Origin of the sequence: Ochrobactrum chromiisoli (genome assembly GCF_026241335.1) — a bacterium.
GTDB lineage: Bacteria > Pseudomonadota > Alphaproteobacteria > Rhizobiales > Rhizobiaceae > Brucella > Brucella chromiisoli.
In genome coordinates this window covers 348177-367681 of sequence record NZ_JAPHAV010000001.1, presented here as the reverse complement: position 1 = coordinate 367681, position 19505 = coordinate 348177, and the positions used below count along the sequence as shown (strand labels likewise).

The window sequence follows — 19505 nt, the reverse complement described above, 5'->3', positions numbered from 1 at the left end:
TATATGAGGGCTACCATGCCAGCGGTCGGTGTGGAAACGAATTTTGGCCGATCTCAAACACTTGTAACCTATTATACAAGTTTCGGGACGGACAGCGGAAATGACTGCACCCGCACCTTGGCGCGTCCTTGAAACGCTAGCCTAGGCGTTCGTCCTGGTTTTCCGGCCAGTAGCATAAAGGACGAATGAAGTGTCGCACATCGACAGCTTTAAATGCCGCAAAACCCTTACCGTTGGCGGTAAGGATTATGTCTATTACAGCCTGACCGAAGCCGAAAAGAACGGCTTGACGGGCATATCCAAGCTTCCTTTCTCCATGAAGGTTCTCCTTGAGAACCTGCTCCGCTTCGAAGACGACCGCTCTGTCAAGAAGTCGGACATCGAAGCTGTTGCAAAGTGGCTCAATGATCGCGGCTCGGCAGGCGCTGAAATCGCTTATCGCCCGGCCCGTGTGCTGATGCAGGACTTCACCGGCGTTCCAGCCGTTGTTGACCTTGCAGCCATGCGCGATGGTCTGAAGGCGCTGGGCGGCGATCCTGAAAAGATCAATCCGCTGGTTCCTGTCGATCTCGTCATCGACCACTCGGTGATCGTCGATGAGTTCGGCAATCCAAATGCTTTCAAGGCCAATGTGGACCTCGAATATGCGCGCAATGGCGAACGCTACCGCTTCCTCAAATGGGGCCAGCAGGCATTCAAGAACTTCCGTGTTGTTCCTCCGGGCACCGGCATCTGCCATCAGGTCAATCTTGAATATCTGGCACAGGCCGTCTGGACCAAGGAAGAAGATGGCGAAACCGTTGCCTATCCTGATACCTGCGTTGGCACCGATTCCCACACCACCATGGTCAATGGCCTTGGCGTTCTTGGCTGGGGTGTTGGCGGTATTGAAGCGGAAGCTGCCATGCTCGGCCAGCCCGTTTCCATGCTTTTGCCAGAAGTCATCGGCTTCCGCCTGACAGGCAAAGTCAAGGAAGGCGTGACCGCAACCGATCTCGTGCTCACCGTCACACAGATGCTGCGCAAGAAGGGCGTTGTCGGCAAATTCGTCGAATTCTTCGGCGAAGGCCTCGAAAACATGACGCTTGCCGACCGTGCGACCATTGCCAATATGGGCCCGGAATATGGCGCAACCTGCGGCTTCTTCCCGATCGACAAGGAAACGCTCAACTACATGAACACGACCGGTCGTGCAGAAGACCGCCTCGCGCTCGTGGAAGCTTATTCGCGTGCTCAGGGCATGTGGCGTGAAGCCGGTTCCGAAGACCCAGTCTTTACCGACATTCTCGAACTCGACATGAGCGACGTTGTTCCATCGATGGCTGGTCCAAAGCGTCCTGAAGGCCGCATTGCGCTGGAAAACATTGCATCGGGCTTCGCAACCTCGCTTGAAACCGAGTACAAGAAGACCACCGGCCAGACCACACGTTATGCCGTTGAAGGTGAAGACTATGATCTTGGTCATGGCGATGTGGCGATTGCCGCAATCACGTCCTGCACCAACACCTCCAACCCAAGCGTGCTGATTGCTGCCGGTCTTCTGGCGCGCAATGCGGTTGCCAAAGGTCTCAAGACCAAGCCATGGGTCAAGACCTCGCTCGCACCCGGTTCTCAGGTTGTGGCCGCTTATCTTGAATCCGCTGGCCTCCAGAAGGATCTTGATGCACTCGGCTTCAACCTCGTTGGCTTCGGCTGCACGACCTGTATCGGCAATTCCGGTCCATTGCCTGCGCCGATCTCCAAGACCATCAATGAAAAGGGTCTGATTGCGGCTGCCGTTCTTTCCGGTAACCGTAACTTTGAAGGCCGTGTTTCGCCGGACGTTCAGGCAAACTACCTGGCTTCGCCGCCATTGGTTGTTGCTCACGCGCTTGCCGGTACGGTTACCAAGGATCTGACAACAGAGCCGCTTGGCGAAGATCAAGATGGCAATCCGGTATTCCTGCGCGATATCTGGCCTTCATCGGCGGAAATTCAGGACTTCATCGCCAAGAATGTCACCCGCAAAATCTTCTCCGAGAAATATGCGGATGTGTTTAAGGGCGACGAAAACTGGCAGGCCGTTCAGGTTCCTGCTGGCCAGACCTATGCATGGGACGACAATTCGACCTATGTGCAGAACCCGCCTTACTTTGTGGGCATGGGCAAGTCGGCTGGCACGATTTCTGATGTCAAAGGCGCGCGTGTGCTTGGTCTCTTCGGCGACAAGATCACAACCGACCATATTTCACCTGCCGGTTCCATCAAGGCGCAGTCACCTGCTGGCAAGTATCTGCTTGACCATGGCGTCGGCATTGCCGACTTCAACCAGTACGGCACACGTCGCGGCAACCATGAAGTGATGATGCGCGGCACGTTTGCAAATATCCGTATTCGCAATCACATGCTGGGCGAAAACGGTCGTGAAGGTGGATACACCATTCACTATCCGTCGAAGGAAGAAATGTCGATCTACGACGCCGCTATGGAATATAAGGCAGAGGGCGTTCCGCTCGTCATCTTTGCCGGCGTCGAATATGGCAATGGCTCGTCGCGTGACTGGGCTGCAAAGGGCACCAATCTGCTCGGCGTCAAGGCTGTGATTGCGCAGTCGTTTGAGCGTATTCACCGCTCCAACCTCGTTGGCATGGGCATTGTGCCTTTCGTCTTCGAGGAAGGCACAAGCTGGCAGACACTCGGTCTTAAGGGCGATGAAATCGTCTCCATCGAAGGCCTTGCCGATGTGCGCCCACGCCAAAAGGTCGAAGCTTCCATCACTTATGCCGATGGCAGCGTGAAGAAGGTTCCACTCATCTGCCGTATCGATACGCTGGATGAGCTCGACTACATGAAGAATGGCGGCATTCTGCAGACCGTTCTGCGCGATCTGGCTGCTTAATCAGTACAGCATCAAAATTAAAAGGCCGCCGGAGAAATCCGGCGGCTTTTTGGTTTATAAGCCCGAACGGATCATATCCCTGATTTTTACTGCTTTCTCAAAATGATCAAGCGAGTGGGTTTTAATCCACCACTGAGCAGCTTCCATAAGCAATTCGGGGTCAGAATTCTTATTGGCAAAGAACGCGTAAAAAGAGATGCCAACCGTCTCGCCCTTTTTGGCTATCTTTTCATCGCAAATGGCGATGGCTCTTTCTCTTAGGCTCAACCGCATATTCGATCAGTCCCGTCCCTATGGATTTTCTGGCACACCATCCTTTTATCGCAGGTCACGCCAAGCGTGGGATAAAAGAAACAGTACCGACATGAAACTCACTGCAACGTGACTTCCTATTGATCATGCCAATTCCTACATAATATATGTCAGAGCTAATTATATACGCATTGAACCATTCAAAACCGTTTTCGTTTTGCTGGAAATGCGTTGATTGCAGGATGAAACCAAAGTGACCTTCCACTCCCCTTTCAATGGGACATGTACACGATTTTCCGGCGAATATGCTCCCGGTCTGCGCTGTGTTTGTGCTGCTCTGGGTTTGGCGTTTACGGGTAGTTTGTCCATGCATGGCGTGGCGAACGCTGAATCCAGCAGCACGCGCACATCGGTGATTGAGCTTTATACCAGCCAAGGCTGCAAATCCTGCCCGCAAGCCGATAAGAATCTGGCGAAATATGCCGATGACCCGAACGTGTTGGCGCTGTCATTCCACGTCAATTACTGGGACTATATGGGCTGGCACGATACGCTTGCATCGCAGGACAACACGGACCGCCAGAACGCCTATCGCAATTCGTTTAATGCCAAGATGCTGTATACGCCGCAGGCCATCGTCAATGGCACGTCTGAAGTAAATGGTCGCGATGCTGAGGCCGTAAAACAACATATTGCTGCAAACAAACTTAACGTGCCCGTTTCGATCCGTAAGCTGGATGACGGACGTCTGTCCATCGAGATCGCCAAAGGTGAAAAGCCGAAAAGTCCGGTGCATGTAGTGATGTTCTATTTGCGCGATGCAGTCACGATCCCGATCGACCGGGGCGAGAATGCCGGCCAGTCAGTCACGTACCGCAATACGGTGATGGACACTGACACGATCGGCATGTGGGACGGTGAAGCTATGAAAATCGAGCTGCCTGCCTCAGAGCTCAAGCGCAAGGACGTAAACGGCTGCGCAATCATTTTGCAGGAAAGCAACAGCGCCAATGCGCTTGGCCCAATCCATGGTGCGGCCATATTCAAGCAAAGAAGCCCGCTTAGCCTGTAATGCGCGAAACGCTATCAGGATCACGTCTTTGACGGCCTGTTTTCGATAATTTTTTGGAAGTTTCACATTTGCCTGAGAGGCTGATCGCGTGTGAGCTGGTTCGGTTCGAGCAGTCCTTTGGGCGGGGGGCTTGGGGTCGGACAAACCCGAACCGAACCGTCTCAGGCAACACGCTAATATAGGCCGCACAATCAGGCCGGAATGCGAAGTTAACAAGGCCAAAATGTGGCCAATCATCACCATTCAGAACAGGCGTTCTTTTTTCGTGACCAGCTAATATACAACTAATTGGGATTGATTTTTTATAGATCAATTTGCGCGCGATCACCAGCGCCAATCACAACCTTGCAAAGATTTAACAAAACCATCACCATGGGCTTATGCGGCAAGATAATTGCGACTTGCACATTTCCTTGGCTAACCATCCAGCGTCGAAAGGAAAACCATGGATAAACAAAGCGCTGCAAATGAGAATGCGGCAGCGTCCCATTCACTTCCCAACTCTTCGTCCACCCTAAACATTGCCCTTGTGGGGCATATAAAAACTGCTCCAACCACCATCAGCTTTGACAGGCATGAGCTTGGAAAAATCCTGAATGTTTATGGCCGCATGGTCGCAACAGGCGTTTGGCGGGATTATGCGATTGACCATCTCGCAGACAGGGCTGTTTTTTCGATTTTCCGTCGGGCAAGCGAAGTGCCGCTTTTTCGCATTGAGAAAAATCCAAAGCTCGCAAATAAGCAGGGCGCCTATTCTGTCATTGCCGCAACAGGCCTTATCATGAAGCGCGGGCACGAGCTTGAGCGTGTGCTTCGCGTTTTCGACAAGAGCCTCAAGCTGGTCGATAAATAAGCGATGACTTAAGTCAGTGGCATGGCGCCGGGATCAACCGTGCAACCGCCATTAAGCGGCAACTGCATCAGCACGGTATCAAGCCAGCGGCCATGCTTGAAACCGGAACCCTGAATACGCCCGCAATGGATAAAGCCGAGGCTTTCATGCAGCTTCACCGAGCCGATATTGTGCTCACCATCGCCCACCACCGCCAGCAGCTGCCGGAAGCCAAGCGCGGTCGCGCGCTTTATCAATTCTCCAAGCAGCAGCTTACCAAGGCCCTTTCCCTTCGCATCGGGTGCGATATAGATCGAGTCTTCTGCAAGCCAGCGATAGGCAGGCCTTGTGCGGAAATAGCTGATATAGGCATAGCCCAGCACCCGGCCATGCTCTTCCGCAACAAGAATCGGAAAACCCTGATCGACGAAAGTGTCGAAGCGCCGCTTCATCTCATCAAGAGTAGGCGGCTCAATCTCATAGGAACCGGAGCCGTTTAACACCGCTTCCGTGTAGATCGCGGAAATGGTTGCCATATCGGTGGGCTGAAAGTCTCGAATGAAGGGCATAGCGAAAGCCAGGACTCTGTTTGAAATTACCCGCTCAACATGCCCCGAAGAAGTCTTTTTGAAAAGCAAAAAGGGCAGCGTTTCCGCTGCCCTTTCGCATTCATTCTATTCCAGACTGATCAGTCGCGGTTGCCCATGAACTGAAGCAGGAACATGAACATGTTGATGAAGTCGAGGTACAGACGCAGCGCGCCCATAACAACCTTACGGCCCTGCGAATCGGCCGAATCACCTTCAAAATACATTTCCTTGATCGACTGCGTGTCATAGGCGGTCAGACCTGCAAAGATCAGCACGCCGATCACCGAGATTGCAAACTGCAGCGCGGTGGAGCCGAGGAAGATGTTAACAACCGAAGCGATGATCAGGCCAAACAGACCCATCATCAGGAACGACCCCATAGCGGACAAATCACGCTTGGTGGTGTAGCCGTAAAGCGACAGCGCGCCGAAAGAGGCAGCCGTCACGAAGAAGGTGCGAACGATGCTCTGGCCGGTAAAGACCAGGAAGATCGACGACAGCGACAGACCAACCAGTGCCGCATAGCCCCAGAACACAGCATTGGCGGTCGATACCGACAGACGCTCAATGCGGAAGCTCAGGAAAAAGACTGCTGCGAGCGGCGCAAGCATAACAACCCAGCGCAGCGGGGATGTGTAAAGGGCTGCACCGAGTGCAGTGAGCATCTTGCCGTTCGCCATCTGCGCGACTGCAGCCGATGGGTCTGTTGTTGTTGCCAGCGATGAGACAGCCAGAGCAGCAAGGCCGGTAACGACCAAGCCGATAGCCATCATGTTGTAAACGCCCAGCATATAGCTGCGCAGCCCCTGATCGATGTCAGCACCGACGCGTGCGCCGCCGACGGGCCTCTGCGCCTGAATATTGCGATAGTCAGCCATGACTTAATTCCTCTTGCCTTGTCCCGTCCGGTGTCAGGGCATACTTCAAGCTTAAGATGCCACAAGGCGCCGCTGGCGGGACCCCAGCATGCCTTCGCTTATTATGGGGATTTTGCAGCTATCCTACAAGTACTCCCTGTAAAAAATCATAATAAGAGCATTTTAAAATGGACCGCATTTTCAATAAGATCCAAGACCTTACGCGATTTTATGCAACAACATTACAAATGCTTCATAAGTTTCGGAGCACGTTCGCAGGCTTCTGACCCAGAACACGCCATGTTCCGGCAAGTCCGAATCCGACAGTCAGCACAAGAGCGATGGCAATCGTCATCAAAGCCACATCCGGCAGGAACTGCGCTTTAAGCTTCATAACTTCAACCACGACGTACCAACCCGCAACGCTGCCCGCGACCAGCGCAAACACGGCGGTTGCAAGACCAAGCAGCATATATTCAACGATATAAGCCGTAATCAGCGTGCCGCGTGTGGCACCCAGCGTTTTTAGCACCACCGCATCGTGAACACGGGCACGGTTGCCAGCAGCCAAAGCGCCGCCCAGCACCAAAACCGATGCCGCAAGCGCAATAGAGGCTGCCGCTCGGATCGCCGTTGCAAGCTGACTGATCAGGTCATTTGCCACATCAAGCGCATCGGTGACGCTGACGGTTGTTACCGCCGGCCATGTCTTTGTGACCTGTCGCAAAACATCCGGCGCCAAGTTCTTCTGATTCTCTGGGATCGTCAGCGTTGCAAGCCACGTTGCAGGCGCACCGGCAAACGTGTTGGGCGAGAAAACCATGACGAAATTCATCGCCAGCGTTTCCCATTGCAACTGCCGGAAGCTTGCAATCTTGGCATTGATATTGCGGCCAAGCACATTAACGGTGACCACATCGCCGATCTTGAGCCCCAGCTCTTTGCCCTCGCGCTCTGCAAACGAGACCAGAGGCTCGCCCTTATAGTCAGCAGGCCACCACTCGCCTTCGCTCAGCGTCGAATTTTCGGGAACTTTGTCCGCAAAAGTAATGCCACGGTCTCCACGCAACACCCATGCGGCCTCAGGCGGAATGGTCATGTCGCGCACATTGGTGCCGTTGAAAGCAACGATACGACCACGCAGCATCGGCCCGGCAGTGAGCTTGCCATCCGGCACGATGCCGCTGACAAGTTTGGTGAAATCACCGATGTCATTGTTCTGAATATCAACGAAGAAGAAGTCCGGCGCTTGTGCGGGAATATTCTCCGTTATCTGACGCCGCAGATTGCCATCAATAAGCGCAATAGCCACCATCAGCGTCAGGCCAAGACCGAGCGACAAAACCACCGAAGGCGTCAGCGCGCCGGGGCGGTAGATATTGCCAATTGCCAGACGCACAGCTGTTGAACGCACACGCGGCGCACGGCGCGCCAGCCAGCGGATGCCGTCTGCCACAAGCCGCAGCACACCAAAAGCCGCAATCGCCGCAACAATGAAAACGCCTGCGATCCGCCGATCATAGGCCACATAAAGCGCAAGTCCGGCCAGTGCCGCAATCAGCAGGACAGCCAGAGCCAGATAAAGCAATGGCGGAAGTCCGCGCTGCTCAAAACCCTGCTCGCGAAACAATGCAGTGGCGGGGATGTTGCGTGCACGCCCCAGCGGAATGATCGCAAAGGCCAGCGTTGTGATAAGGCCAAACACTGCCGCCAGTGCCAAAGCATCAGGGAAAAAGCCGCCACCACCCGCAACGGGCAGATAATTGGCAAGGGCTGCGGCAGCCGCAAACGGCATAATGGCCGCCAGCAGCAGTCCAAAGGCAATGCCAATCAGGCCGATCACCATGATCTGTACAAGATAGACCAGCACCGCAAAGCGTGCAGGCGCGCCCAATGATTTGAAAGTCGCAATCACCCCGCGCTTGCCGTCGAGATAAGCGCGAACGGCATTGGCAACACCAACACCGCCAACAATCAGCGCCGTCAGGCCGACCAGCGTGAGGAATTGCGAAAAGCGCTCAATATTGGCAGTCAGTGCGGGGGCTGCGTTGTTGCGTGAGCGGATATTCCAGCCAGCATCGGGGAAGTCCTTCGTTGCGCGTTCACGCAACTGCGTGATTGCTGAATCAGATGCACTACCCGGCAATGCGACCTTATAGATATGATCGACAAGACTTCCGGGTTGTATCAAGCCAGATGCACGTAAGCCGTCTATCGAGACGAGAAAACGCGGCGCGAAATTAAAACCCGATGACAGAAGATCAGGTTCGGTTTCAATCAGCGCACGCAGCTCAAAAGTTTCAGACCCGAGCAGCACCTTCGTGCCGAGCGACACGCCCATGCGATTGAGAAAATCCTGACTGACAGCCGCGCCGTAAACGCCGTCCTGCTCTTTGGTCATATCGTTAAGCGAAAGCTGCGGCTGTGTTTTCAACTCACCATAGAGCGGATAAGCAGCGTCCACGGCCTTCACTTCCACGAGCGACTGATCCGACCCATCGGGCAAACGCGCCATGGAGCGCATGGTGGCGCTTTCGGCAAAGCGTCCCTGCTGCTCGATAAAGGCACGTTCATCGGGGCTGGCCTCACGCTGATTGAGCGCAAAACTGACATCGCCGCCAAGTATAGTCTGGCCTTCGGCTGCAATACCGGTACTGACCGAGCGCGCAACTGAGTTTACGCCACCAATGGCTGCAACACCCAAAGCGATACAGGCGAGAAAGATATAGAAGCCGGATAACCCACCACGCATTTCACGCAAAGCGAAGCGCAGAGCGAGAGAAAACGATTTTAAAAAACTCATGCGCCTGCCACCGCTTCTTCAAGCGCAGGCTCTTTTCGGGCAGGCTCTTCGATACGGCCTGAACGCACCGGGATCTCCTGATCACAGCGCGCAGCAAGCGATGGATCATGTGTTACCAGCACCATGGTCAGGCCGTTTTCACGCTGCTTTGAAAACAGAAGATCGGTAATCTGGCGACCAGTAGCCGTGTCGAGATTGCCGGTTGGTTCATCGGCAATGAGGATTTTCGGGCTTGGCGCAAGCGCACGCGCAATGGCGACGCGCTGCTGCTCACCACCCGACAGTTCCGACGGATAATGTGTCAGGCGCTCGCCAAGCCCCACAGCGCGAAGCTCGCGTTCGGCAACCTCAAACGCATCTTTACGTCCGGCAAGTTCAAGAGGAACAGCGACATTTTCAAGCGCCGTCATATTGGGAATCAGATGGAACGACTGGAAGACAATACCGATATTGGCACCGCGAAAAGCCGCGGCCTGATCTTCGGACATCTGACTAATCGTCTCGCCTGCGATTTTCACGCTGCCCTGATCGACATGCTCGAGCCCCGCCAGCACCATCAGCAGGGTTGATTTGCCCGAACCCGATGGCCCAACAATACCGACAGAGCGGCCCTGCATAATGGAAAGCGAGACGCCTTTGAGGACATGCACAGACGAGGCAGCGTGCCCGAGGGTCAAATGAACGTTCTCAAGTTCAATAATCGGGCCAGAAATTGAAGATGCTACCTGTTCCGTCACGCGTTTTTCTTCCTATATGCATATTCAGGGTCAAAGCGCGTCACAAAATTGAACTTGTTTTGCGCGAGAAGGAATCATCCGGGCGGATTGCCCACTTTGCTAGATATGGGTCGCTAACAATGCGTTTCAAACACTCGATCACGGTTTGGTTATCGATTTTTGCTCTGACCGCATCTTTTCTTGCGACAGGAGCACGCGCTCAGGAAGAGCCAACTGGCCTCGAAGACGCATTGCCAACCGAACAGCTTGAACAGGTCAAGATTGTCGGTTTTGGCGACAGTTTGATGGCTGGCTACCTTTTGCCGTCCAATGCGGCCTTCCCGCAGCAGCTTGAAAAAGCACTCGACGACAAGGGCTATGAAGTCAGTATCGAGAATGCAGGCGTTTCGGGCGACACCACAACCGGTGGGCTTGCGCGCATCGACTGGTCGATTCCCGATGGCACCGATCTGGTTATTCTGGAACTGGGTGCCAATGATGCGCTGCGCGGTATTTCGCCGGACATTACAGAGAAAAATCTTGATGAAATGCTTTCGCGTCTGAAGGCACGCGGTATTTCAGTCATTCTCGCGGGCATGATGGCTCCGCCCAATATGGGCAAGGATTATGCCGACAAATTCAACCCGATCTATCCAAAGCTCGCGCAGAAATATGGCGTACCACTTTATCCGTTCTTCCTTGATGGTGTCACTACCCAGAAGGATCTGCTGCTCGAAGATGGCATGCACCCAAATGAAAAGGGCGTTGAAACAATGGTCAGCCATTTCATGCCAGTGATCGAGAAAACCCTCAAAGCCAAACAAAAGACGGGGACATCGGGCGGCTGACACAGACCGGAAGCATAAACAGCTTGCTCAAAACGGCGAAGAATGATTCGCTGCAAGTTGCATCGGTTCGTAAAGAAGATTCGTTTTCCTGATGATTGATGCATAGGCACTCTAAACGCAGAGCGTCCTTCCGTGGTTTTTGCCACACGACGCTCTGGTGCAGAACGGTTCGAGGAGGATGCTTTATGCCGCGTCTCTTTACTGCCCTCGAAATCCCGCGCGACGCCGCGCTTTCGCTCTCGTTATTACGAGGCGGCCTCCCCGGCGCACGCTGGATTGATGTCGAAAACTACCACATAACCCTGCGTTTTATTGGAGATGTGGAAGGCCATGTGGCCGATGAGGTTGCCAATGCACTCGATCGCGTGCGGCGCCCTGAATTCATGCTCAGCCTGTCAGGTGTCGATGCTTTCGGCTCCAAGAAGCCGCACAGCATCTATGCCGGCGTATCTCCCTCGCCTGAACTCAACGCACTTCAGGGCGAAATCGAACGCATCTGCCAACGGCTTCGCATTCCTGCTGATCCGCGAAAATTCACACCGCATGTGACTTTGGCACGGTTGAGAAACCCGCGCATTGAGGATGTCGTGCATTACCTCTCATCGCGCGGCAACTTCTCGACAATGCCGTTCAAGGTGGGGCGCTTCGTGCTGATGTCGTCACGTGATTCTGTCGGCGGTGGACCTTATGTTGTCGAGGAAGCCTGGCCTTTGGTACCCGCATCGCGCCAGAACTGGTCAGCCAGCGCCTTTGATGAGGCCAGAACCATCCGGTAAACATGTTCGAAATCCCCGATATTGCCATAATAAGGGTCGGGGATTTCAACTGCTTTTCCTTGCGCAATTTCGGTGAACAACCCGATACGAGCGCTTGCGCTTACAGGCTTTCGCTGTGCGATCATGCGCATATTGTAGCGATCCATACCCAGAATGAGATCGAACCGCGTAAAGTCGCTTGCAATGAGCTGACGGCAGCGCTGCTCAGAAATATCGAGGCCATAACCGGCTGCAACACGGATCGAGCGATCATCCGGCTCTTCGCCAGTATGGTAGCCATTGGTTCCTGCGGAATCGATCAACACATGATCAATGCGGCGCTCAGCCAGAACTTCGCGCATCACACCTTCCGCAAGCGGCGAACGGCAGATATTGCCTGCGCAGACAAACAAAATACTGGTTGGGGCTGATTGGGTCACGGAACTCTCACGGCTATGATAAGTTAGAGCTGAATAGCCAACAACATAGGCAAAAGGCAATGACACGCAACCGGCTCAATGAAGATGAACTGAAACAGGAACTTGCCAAGCTTGAGGGCTGGCAGAAGGTCGATGACCGTGAAGCGATCAGCAAAAGTTTTCAATTCAAGGATTTTAACGCAGCGTTCGGCTTTATGAGCCGGGCAGCACTTTATGCTGAAAAGCTTGACCATCACCCCGAATGGTTCAATGTCTATAATCGTGTCGATGTCACGCTTTCAACGCATAGCGAAAACGGCATCACAGAGTTGGACACCCAGTTAGCACGCATGATGAATGCAATCGCTTAATCCTATCAAATCTTTGAAATATAAACGATAATTATCTTTTTCTGATAATTGAAGCTTCCGTCTCGGTTTCTCAAATTATAAGGCAGAGCCTTCGTCAGATCGACACGATCACTCCAGTCCTGACCGAGCGCTCCGCCATTGATACTTCGAATGAAGGTATCCCCCACAGAAATGGCGGAATGAAAAATGTGGCCGGCTTTCACGTCGTAAAATCCAATTGCCCGGCCATAGGGAAGCGCTGAATAACCGTTCCACAATTCGCCCGCTTTGAAATTCAGTAAAGGAATCCAGTTCTGACCGGATGTGCCGCGCAATGTATGCTGCGATATCCCGGCGCCCAGAAGAAAACGCATATAGGCAGTCATGTCATAGCAAACGCCGTCTTTCACATCGACAGTGATCTGATCGCCAATGTCCTGCGCCAAAGCCAGTTGATGTCCACGGTAAAACTGGGTTGACCGGTCACTACGTACAAAATTTTCGCCATAGCCGGTAAAGTGCATAAAAATCTCCATTCAGCCAGATCGTAGGACGCCCCTCAACGGGAAGGACTCTATATTCTGGTGATTTGGGAGGTTTGGTGTAGCTGACGGTTCTTGCAGGCTGAAGACCACGAAAACTTGAAAAGACGTCCCAGCACCCCCATTTTGTTGGAGTCACAGGCTGATGCGGATGACAGGAGTTTGATTGACTATGGATAGCACCAGGATCGATGAAATCCTTGAACCCGGTGATGATCGCCAGAACCAAAGGCGCAGCGAACGGGTGAAAAAAGGTTTCTGGAAAACCGCACGCCGTGCCGGTCGCATGGTTCCTTTTATGGATGAAGTCGTGGCGGCTTATTATTGCGCGCTTGATGAAAAAACGCCAACGCGTGTGCGCATGACGTTGATGGCCGCTCTTGCCTATTTCGTACTGCCTTTCGATATTATTCCCGATATGCTGGTTGGCATTGGCTTTACCGATGACGTTGCGGTGCTGATGGCAGCACTCACAGCCGTGCGCACGCATATAACGCCTGCGCACCGTATTGCAGCGCGCGAAGCCATGCGCGACGAAGCTGATATCACCGGAAGCTGACCGATCTCATTCACAGCTTTGTTACGGATTTACACATCCATACAATGGGATAGATTGCTGCCGACAAACTCTTGCCGCTTTCTTTTGGATGAAGTGAGCAGCGGGATCGTGGGGACTAAGGTTCAAAGCCTGGTGCACTCGTTCAAGTTTTCTTTCAAAACTTCACCGTTTGGTAACCCAGATTAAGGCACATTAAGGGTCACTAAGCGGGGCGGCGTGTTGAACGACGACATCCCGATATTCGACTTGGAAGCAAACGAAAGAGAACCGGTAAAAAACCATGCTTGGAAAATCGATCGTCGCGGCTTCGGTGTTCACGATTGCAATGGCTGGCGCAGCGCTGGCCCAGACACCGACCCAGATTAAACAGTTCGACGCCTGGGGCGCATATAGCTACCAGTCGGGCAATGGCAAGGTTTGCTATGTCCTGTCCGTGCCGACACAAAAGGCCCCAGCCAATGTCGATCACGGTGATAATTTCTTTCTCGTGAGCCAGAAACCGGGCCAGAACATCAGCTTTGAACCTCAGTTCATGGCCGGTTATGATCTCAATACCAACGCCAAGGTTGTGGTTACTGTCGGCAATCGCAGCTTCAACATGTTCGTCAACGGCAAATCCGGCTGGATGGAAAATGCCGCGGAAGAGCCACAGCTGGTCGCAGCCATGCGCGGCGGTTCTGACATGAAGGTTCAGGCGCAGTCCAAGCGCGGCACCAAAACCAGTTATACTTATTCGCTCAAAGGCATTTCGGCAGCACTCGCAGCCATTCAGAAGTGCAAATAAGCCAATCAGTCCAAGCAGATTTAAAAGCCGGGGCCGAAGCTCCGGCTTTTCTTTTTATCATCCGATATCGCGTCGCTGCATATCTCCCACGAAACACTGCGGGATGACGGATCGAATATTGTGTGCTATGAGCGCGCGCAACAGGCTCGCATTTCAGATGAACGAGCCCATATATCCATGCAACAGATCGTGTTTACCGGCGCGCTTTATGCGGCGTCCTCAACAGTTGAAAACATATGTCCATTTCGTTCGACCTGACCATTGATGATACGCGCGACCAGCTTGCCCGCCATGTGCGCGCAAATATGGAACAGAAGCCTTCGCTCATTGGCATGTCGCGTGAGGAAATGGCTGATGCACTGATCAAGATTGGCGTGTTGCCAAAGCAGGTGAAGATGCGCATTGCGCAGCTTTGGCACTGGCTTTACGTGCGCGGCGTTTCCGACTTTGCCGATATGCGCAATATTTCCAAGGATCTGCGCGCGCTGCTGGCGCAGCATTTCACCATTGCGCGCCCGGAAGTGGTTGAAGAGCAAATCTCGCAGGACGGAACGCGCAAGTGGCTGTTCCGTTTTCCGCCACGCGGTGCCGGGCGTCCTGTCGAAATCGAATGTGTTTATATCCCGGAAGAAGGCCGCGGCACGCTTTGCATTTCTTCACAGGTTGGGTGCACGCTAACCTGTTCCTTCTGCCATACCGGCACGCAGAAGCTGGTGCGCAATCTGACATCAGAAGAAATTCTGGCGCAGCTTCTGACCGCGCGTGATCGTTTGGGTGATTTCCCGGAGACCGACACACCCGATGGTGCCATCGTGCCTGCGGAAGGCCGCAAGGTTACCAATATCGTCATGATGGGCATGGGCGAGCCGCTTTATAATTTTGAAGAAGTGAAAAAGGCTCTGCTGATTGCGTCAGATGGCGATGGCCTTGCCCTTTCCAAGCGTCGTATCACGCTTTCGACCTCCGGCGTTGTGCCGGAAATCTATCGTACCGGCGAAGAAATCGGCGTGATGCTGGCAATTTCGCTCCATGCCGTGCGCGACGAGTTGCGCGACCTGCTGGTGCCGATCAACAAGAAATATCCGCTGGAGCAGTTGCTCAAGGCTTGCCGCGAATATCCGGGCCTGTCGAATGCAAAACGCATTACATTTGAATATGTGATGCTCAAAGACATCAATGACAGCATGGAAGATGCCAAGCTGCTGGTTAAGCTTCTCAAGGGCATTCCGGCCAAGATCAATCTGATCCCGTTTAACCCATGGCCCGGCACCAACTACCAGTGCTCGGATTGGGAACATATCGAACGCTTCGCCGATTATGTGAATGCGGCGGGCTACGCGTCGCCGATCCGAACACCACGCGGTCGCGATATTCTGGCGGCCTGTGGTCAGCTGAAGTCGGAATCAGAGCGTATGCGCAAAACCGAACGGCTGGCGCTTGAAGCCATGATGATCGCCGGACACGGTGAGTAATTAACGGAGATCAACGCGTTTGACCGACACTTTCGATTACATCACACGGTTTGTTGTCATTGTTTTCGGCTATTGTGTCGCTGTTCTGGCCGCAGGATTTTTTCTGGCGGCCATTCTTTATAGCCAGGTCGATGTACTCGGCTATGCCATGTCAGACCCGTTTTTTCAGGATATTTTTACGGAAATTCGTGACAGCTGGGATATGACGGGCTTTTATGCAGCCGTTCTCGTCGGCGGACCTGTTCTGGCATTCATGGCAGGCGGCTTCAGCTTTTTCCCGGCACTGGTGCTGATTGTGATAGCCGAAGCGCGCGGGTGGAAATCATCGCTGCCTTATTGTATCGGCGGCCTTGTGATCGGGTTGCTGGCGATGGGAACAGGTTCGCTTTTCGCAATCACGGATCAGCAGATTGCCGCAAGTATCGCGCTTCTGACAGGCGCTTTCGCTTGTTCAGGCGTCGTCGGTGGTTTTGTCTACTGGCTGATTGCCGGTCGTAATGCCGGACGATTTTTAGCCCGCCCGGCGAAGTAATCCTACTTGGCCTGCGCTGTCAGAATTTTGAGCGCAAAGGCCGAAAAAACACCCGCAAAAAGCCAGTCTACAATCCGCGTAACCGTTGGATTCTTCTTGAGAAGACCGGAGAATTTATCAGCTGCCACAATCATCGGAATGGTGAAAGGCAGCGCCAGCGGAATAAACGACAGGCCAAGAAAAAACAGTTTTCCCATGGCGTGCGGGTCATGCGCGGAAACAAACTGCGGCAGAAAGGTCATGTTGAAGAGAATGATCTTCGGATTGAGCAGATTGATGCCCAGTCCCGTTGCCCAGTTCTGAAACAATGTGTGCTTCTTGCCGCCATTCTTTTCCGGTGAAAATGCCGACCCCTTGCGGATTGCCTGAACAGCCAGCCACACCAGATAGAGCGCACCAACGGCTTTCAACACAGTGAAGGCGGCGGGCGATGCTATGATCAGCGCCGACAGGCCCAGAGCCACCATGCTTGTATGAATGATAATGCCTGTGCTGGCACCCGCCAGACAGGCAAAGCCTGCAGCTTTTCCCTCTGACAGAGCTCGACCAACAAAAAGCGTCATGTCCGGGCCGGGCGTGATGGATAAAATTGCGGTGGCGATCACAAATTGGACGAAGATGGTCCATTCGGGAATGAAGGTCAGATTTGTCAGGAAAGACATGAGCAGAGACTCCGGGAATTCGCGGCAAGCTAACGCGAATATGGCCATCACGCCATCGGAATTTTTGATGCTTTTTTATAAGAAAATGTCATCCGGGTTGCACGCGGCTTAGCAACTGATAAAAGACTTGCAACAAGCCTTCATCGCATCAGACGGAAGTGAACTATGAGCAAGCTGAAAGACGTTAAAAAAGTCGTTCTCGCCTATTCGGGCGGCCTCGACACCTCGATCATCCTGAAATGGTTGCAGACTGAGCTTAATGCAGAAGTCGTCACCTTTACCGCCGATCTCGGCCAGGGCGAAGAACTTGAACCAGCACGCAAAAAGGCGGAAATGCTGGGCATCAAGGAAATCTTCGTTGAGGACGTGCGTGAAGAGTTCGTGCGCGATTTTGTCTTCCCGATGTTCCGCGCCAATGCCGTCTATGAAGGCGTCTATCTGCTCGGCACCTCGATAGCCCGTCCGTTGATCTCCAAGCACCTCATTGATATTGCCAAGAAAACCGGCGCAGACGCCATTGCACACGGTGCAACCGGCAAGGGCAACGATCAGGTTCGTTTTGAGCTTTCCGCTTATGCGCTGAACCCGGACATCAAGATCATCGCCCCATGGCGCGACTGGTCGTTCAAGAGCCGCACGCATCTGCTCGAATTTGCCGAACAGCACCAGATTCCTGTTGCCAAGGACAAGATGGGCGAAGCGCCATTCTCCGTTGACGCAAACCTGCTGCATTCCTCATCCGAAGGTAAGGTTCTGGAAGACCCGGCGATTGAAGCACCTGAATATGTGCATATGCGGACGATTTCGCCCGAAACCGCCCCGGATACGCCAACCATCATCAAGATTGGCTTTGAAAAGGGTGATGCGGTTTCGATCAATGGCGAACGTCTGTCGCCTGCGACGTTGCTTGCCAAGCTTAATGATTATGGCCGCGACAACGGCATTGGTCGCCTTGACCTCGTTGAAAACCGCTTCGTCGGCATGAAGTCCCGCGGCGTTTATGAAACGCCGGGCGGCACGATCCTTTTGGCTGCACACCGCGCCATCGAATCGATCACGCTCGACCGTGGTGCAGCGCACCTCAAGGATGAGCTGATGCCACGCTATGCAGAACTCATTTATTATGGCTTCTGGTTCTCGCCGGAACGCGAAATGTTGCAGGCCGCTATCGACCTCAGCCAGCGTCATGTCGAAGGTGAAGTCACACTCAAGCTCTATAAGGGCAATGTGATCGTAACTGGTCGTGAAAGCGAAAAGTCGCTCTATTCCGACAAGCTCGTGACATTTGAAGACGATCAGGGCGCGTATGACCAGAAAGACGCAGCTGGCTTCATCAAGCTCAACGCGCTTCGTCTGCGTACGCTCGCTGCCCGCGATCGTCGCTAAGCCCAATCCTAAAGACAAAAAACGCCCTCTCAACCGGAGGGCGTTTTTTATTCAGAATACGCATTTTACATGCGTCTTATCCCAAAATCGTCACCGGCTTTTGCGAGACATGCTTTAACAGCATCTTGTCTTCGTCCGGACGTAAGGTCAGTACCCGCACGCCATTCGGCGTGACCGCCACCGTATGCTCGAACTGTGCCGATAATTTTCCATCCCGCGTCACGACCGTCCAGCCGTCTTTTTCGGTCTTTACCTTGGCTGTGCCCTGATTGAGCATTGGTTCAATGGTGAACACCATGCCTTCGCGCAGACGCAGGCCTGTTCCGGGCTTGCCGAAATGCAGAACCTGCGGCTCCTCATGCATTTCGCGACCAATGCCATGGCCACAATAGTCACGCACCACGCTGTAATTATGGCGCTTGGCATGCCGCTCAATCGCATAACCGATATCGCCCAGCGTGGCGCCGGGGCGCACGGCGGCGATGCCCTTCCACAGTGCCTCATAGCTCACGCGCACCAGACGCGAAGCGAACGGAGCGACGTCACCAACCATATAGGTTTTGCTGGAATCAGCGATATAGCCGTCCTTCTCCAGCGTAATGTCGAAATTGATAATTTCGCCATTTTCGATGATTTCGCTCTCCGAAGGCATGCCGTGGCAAACAACCTCATTTTTCGAGGCATTGAGCACATAAGGAAAATCATATTGGCCCTTGCTGGCCGGTCGCGCCTTGAGCGCGCGCGTAATATAATCCTCAACCAGATCATTGACCTGCATCGTGGTCATACCGGCAAGCGTCGTGCGATCCAGAAGGGTAAAAACGGAAGCCAGCAGCGCACCCGAAGCCGCCATTTTTTCCAGTTCAGCAGCTGTCTTGATCATGACAGCTGCACCGACAGAACAGGAAGCTCAACCCGGGCGGCGCGCAACTGCATCTGTACAATTTCATTAAACGACATTTCCGGATTTGCCTGTGCGAGCATACCGATTTTCATCCAGTATTCGGCCTGCGCATTGATCGAACGGCACATGACATCGCTTGCCTTACGCAGCTCTTCATGCAGTTCATCCCCGATTTTTACGATACCCATGGCGTCCTCTGTTAGAGCCATTCTGATCTGATTTTATCAGATCAGCGCTCCAAGCTGTTGTTTTAGCGTACGTCTTACCCGAAACCATTTCATGTGTTCCGGGA

General features: G+C 53.5%; 21 protein-coding genes. 11 read left to right on the top strand and 10 right to left on the bottom strand.

Annotation, left to right across the window (positions count from 1 at the left end; genetic code table 11):
- The first annotated feature begins 190 nt into the window (after positions 1 to 190).
- Complete coding sequence (acnA, locus tag OPR82_RS01795) at positions 191 to 2878, top strand: aconitate hydratase AcnA (RefSeq protein ID WP_265982670.1); 2688 nt, start codon at positions 191 to 193, stop codon at positions 2876 to 2878.
- A 54-nt stretch (positions 2879 to 2932) separates the two neighbouring features.
- Here acnA and OPR82_RS01790 read toward each other — a convergent pair whose 3' ends face one another.
- Positions 2933 to 3151, bottom strand: coding sequence for a DUF6500 family protein (locus OPR82_RS01790; RefSeq protein WP_265982669.1), 219 nt, complete (start codon positions 3149 to 3151; stop codon positions 2933 to 2935).
- Between the two features lie 316 nt (positions 3152 to 3467).
- Between OPR82_RS01790 and OPR82_RS01785 the strand changes: the two genes are divergently transcribed.
- Together OPR82_RS01785 and OPR82_RS01780 are read left to right on the top strand one after the other, a co-directional pair.
- Positions 3468 to 4202 (top strand): DUF1223 domain-containing protein, encoded by a 735-nt coding sequence (locus OPR82_RS01785; RefSeq protein ID WP_265983816.1) that lies wholly within the window; start codon positions 3468 to 3470, stop codon positions 4200 to 4202.
- A gap of 445 nt (positions 4203 to 4647) precedes the next feature.
- Positions 4648 to 5055 (top strand): DUF2794 domain-containing protein, encoded by a 408-nt coding sequence (locus OPR82_RS01780; protein WP_265982668.1) that lies wholly within the window; start codon positions 4648 to 4650, stop codon positions 5053 to 5055.
- Positions 5056 to 5063: 8 nt separating this feature from the next.
- Here OPR82_RS01780 and OPR82_RS01775 read toward each other — a convergent pair whose 3' ends face one another.
- The 4 genes from OPR82_RS01775 to OPR82_RS01760 form a co-directional block, all read right to left on the bottom strand.
- On the bottom strand, positions 5064 to 5603 hold the full coding sequence (locus OPR82_RS01775; protein WP_265982667.1) for a GNAT family N-acetyltransferase: 540 nt from the start codon (positions 5601 to 5603) through the stop codon (positions 5064 to 5066).
- Positions 5604 to 5722: 119 nt separating this feature from the next.
- Positions 5723 to 6502 (bottom strand): Bax inhibitor-1/YccA family protein, encoded by a 780-nt coding sequence (locus OPR82_RS01770; RefSeq protein WP_265982666.1) that lies wholly within the window; start codon positions 6500 to 6502, stop codon positions 5723 to 5725.
- Between the two features lie 232 nt (positions 6503 to 6734).
- On the bottom strand, positions 6735 to 9284 hold the full coding sequence (locus OPR82_RS01765; protein ID WP_265982665.1) for an ABC transporter permease: 2550 nt from the start codon (positions 9282 to 9284) through the stop codon (positions 6735 to 6737).
- Positions 9281 to 10021, bottom strand: coding sequence for an ABC transporter ATP-binding protein (locus tag OPR82_RS01760; protein WP_265982664.1), 741 nt, complete (start codon positions 10019 to 10021; stop codon positions 9281 to 9283). The genes OPR82_RS01765 and OPR82_RS01760 overlap by 4 nt, the downstream gene beginning before the upstream one ends.
- 119 nt (positions 10022 to 10140) lie before the next feature.
- Here OPR82_RS01760 and OPR82_RS01755 point away from each other — a divergent pair, with 119 nt between their 5' ends.
- Together OPR82_RS01755 and thpR are read left to right on the top strand one after the other, a co-directional pair.
- A complete protein-coding gene (locus OPR82_RS01755) occupies positions 10141 to 10848 on the top strand; it encodes an arylesterase (protein WP_265982663.1) in 708 nt (235 codons plus the stop codon).
- 185 nt (positions 10849 to 11033) lie between these two features.
- Positions 11034 to 11624 (top strand): RNA 2',3'-cyclic phosphodiesterase, encoded by a 591-nt coding sequence (gene thpR, locus OPR82_RS01750; protein ID WP_265982662.1) that lies wholly within the window; start codon positions 11034 to 11036, stop codon positions 11622 to 11624.
- On the opposite strand, the gene OPR82_RS01745 is transcribed toward thpR, so the two are convergent.
- Positions 11534 to 12043: a low molecular weight protein-tyrosine-phosphatase gene (locus tag OPR82_RS01745; RefSeq protein ID WP_265982661.1), complete on the bottom strand. Its 510-nt coding sequence runs from the start codon at positions 12041 to 12043 to the stop codon at positions 11534 to 11536. The two genes, thpR and OPR82_RS01745, sit on opposite strands and share 91 nt — an antisense overlap.
- A gap of 59 nt (positions 12044 to 12102) precedes the next feature.
- Here OPR82_RS01745 and OPR82_RS01740 point away from each other — a divergent pair, with 59 nt between their 5' ends.
- Positions 12103 to 12393, top strand: a complete 291-nt coding sequence (locus OPR82_RS01740) for a 4a-hydroxytetrahydrobiopterin dehydratase (protein ID WP_265982660.1) — start codon at positions 12103 to 12105, stop codon at positions 12391 to 12393.
- Positions 12394 to 12398: 5 nt separating this feature from the next.
- On the opposite strand, the gene OPR82_RS01735 is transcribed toward OPR82_RS01740, so the two are convergent.
- A complete protein-coding gene (locus tag OPR82_RS01735; RefSeq protein ID WP_265982659.1) occupies positions 12399 to 12896 on the bottom strand; it encodes a hypothetical protein in 498 nt (165 codons plus the stop codon).
- 190 nt (positions 12897 to 13086) lie between these two features.
- Here OPR82_RS01735 and OPR82_RS01730 point away from each other — a divergent pair, with 190 nt between their 5' ends.
- The 4 genes from OPR82_RS01730 to OPR82_RS01715 all read left to right on the top strand — a co-directional run bounded on the left by OPR82_RS01730 (position 13087) and on the right by OPR82_RS01715 (position 16261).
- Positions 13087 to 13473, top strand: a complete 387-nt coding sequence (locus OPR82_RS01730) for a YkvA family protein (protein ID WP_265982658.1) — start codon at positions 13087 to 13089, stop codon at positions 13471 to 13473.
- A 280-nt stretch (positions 13474 to 13753) separates the two neighbouring features.
- Positions 13754 to 14257 carry an invasion associated locus B family protein gene (locus OPR82_RS01725; RefSeq protein ID WP_265982657.1) on the top strand — a complete coding sequence of 168 codons (504 nt, stop codon included), beginning with the start codon at positions 13754 to 13756 and terminating at the stop codon, positions 14255 to 14257.
- A 236-nt stretch (positions 14258 to 14493) separates the two neighbouring features.
- Complete coding sequence (rlmN, locus tag OPR82_RS01720; RefSeq protein WP_265982656.1) at positions 14494 to 15729, top strand: 23S rRNA (adenine(2503)-C(2))-methyltransferase RlmN; 1236 nt, start codon at positions 14494 to 14496, stop codon at positions 15727 to 15729.
- Between the two features lie 19 nt (positions 15730 to 15748).
- Positions 15749 to 16261, top strand: coding sequence for a hypothetical protein (locus OPR82_RS01715; protein WP_265982655.1), 513 nt, complete (start codon positions 15749 to 15751; stop codon positions 16259 to 16261).
- A gap of 2 nt (positions 16262 to 16263) precedes the next feature.
- On the opposite strand, the gene OPR82_RS01710 is transcribed toward OPR82_RS01715, so the two are convergent.
- On the bottom strand, positions 16264 to 16923 hold the full coding sequence (locus OPR82_RS01710; protein WP_265982654.1) for a LysE family translocator: 660 nt from the start codon (positions 16921 to 16923) through the stop codon (positions 16264 to 16266).
- 165 nt (positions 16924 to 17088) lie between these two features.
- Between OPR82_RS01710 and OPR82_RS01705 the strand changes: the two genes are divergently transcribed.
- Positions 17089 to 18309, top strand: coding sequence for an argininosuccinate synthase (locus OPR82_RS01705; protein WP_265982653.1), 1221 nt, complete (start codon positions 17089 to 17091; stop codon positions 18307 to 18309).
- 76 nt (positions 18310 to 18385) lie between these two features.
- On the opposite strand, the gene map is transcribed toward OPR82_RS01705, so the two are convergent.
- Both map and OPR82_RS01695 read right to left on the bottom strand, forming a co-directional pair.
- Positions 18386 to 19192: a type I methionyl aminopeptidase gene (gene map / locus OPR82_RS01700; RefSeq protein WP_265982652.1), complete on the bottom strand. Its 807-nt coding sequence runs from the start codon at positions 19190 to 19192 to the stop codon at positions 18386 to 18388.
- Positions 19189 to 19401, bottom strand: a complete 213-nt coding sequence (locus tag OPR82_RS01695; RefSeq protein WP_265983815.1) for a ParD-like family protein — start codon at positions 19399 to 19401, stop codon at positions 19189 to 19191. The genes map and OPR82_RS01695 overlap by 4 nt, the downstream gene beginning before the upstream one ends.
- Positions 19402 to 19505 lie beyond the last annotated feature (104 nt).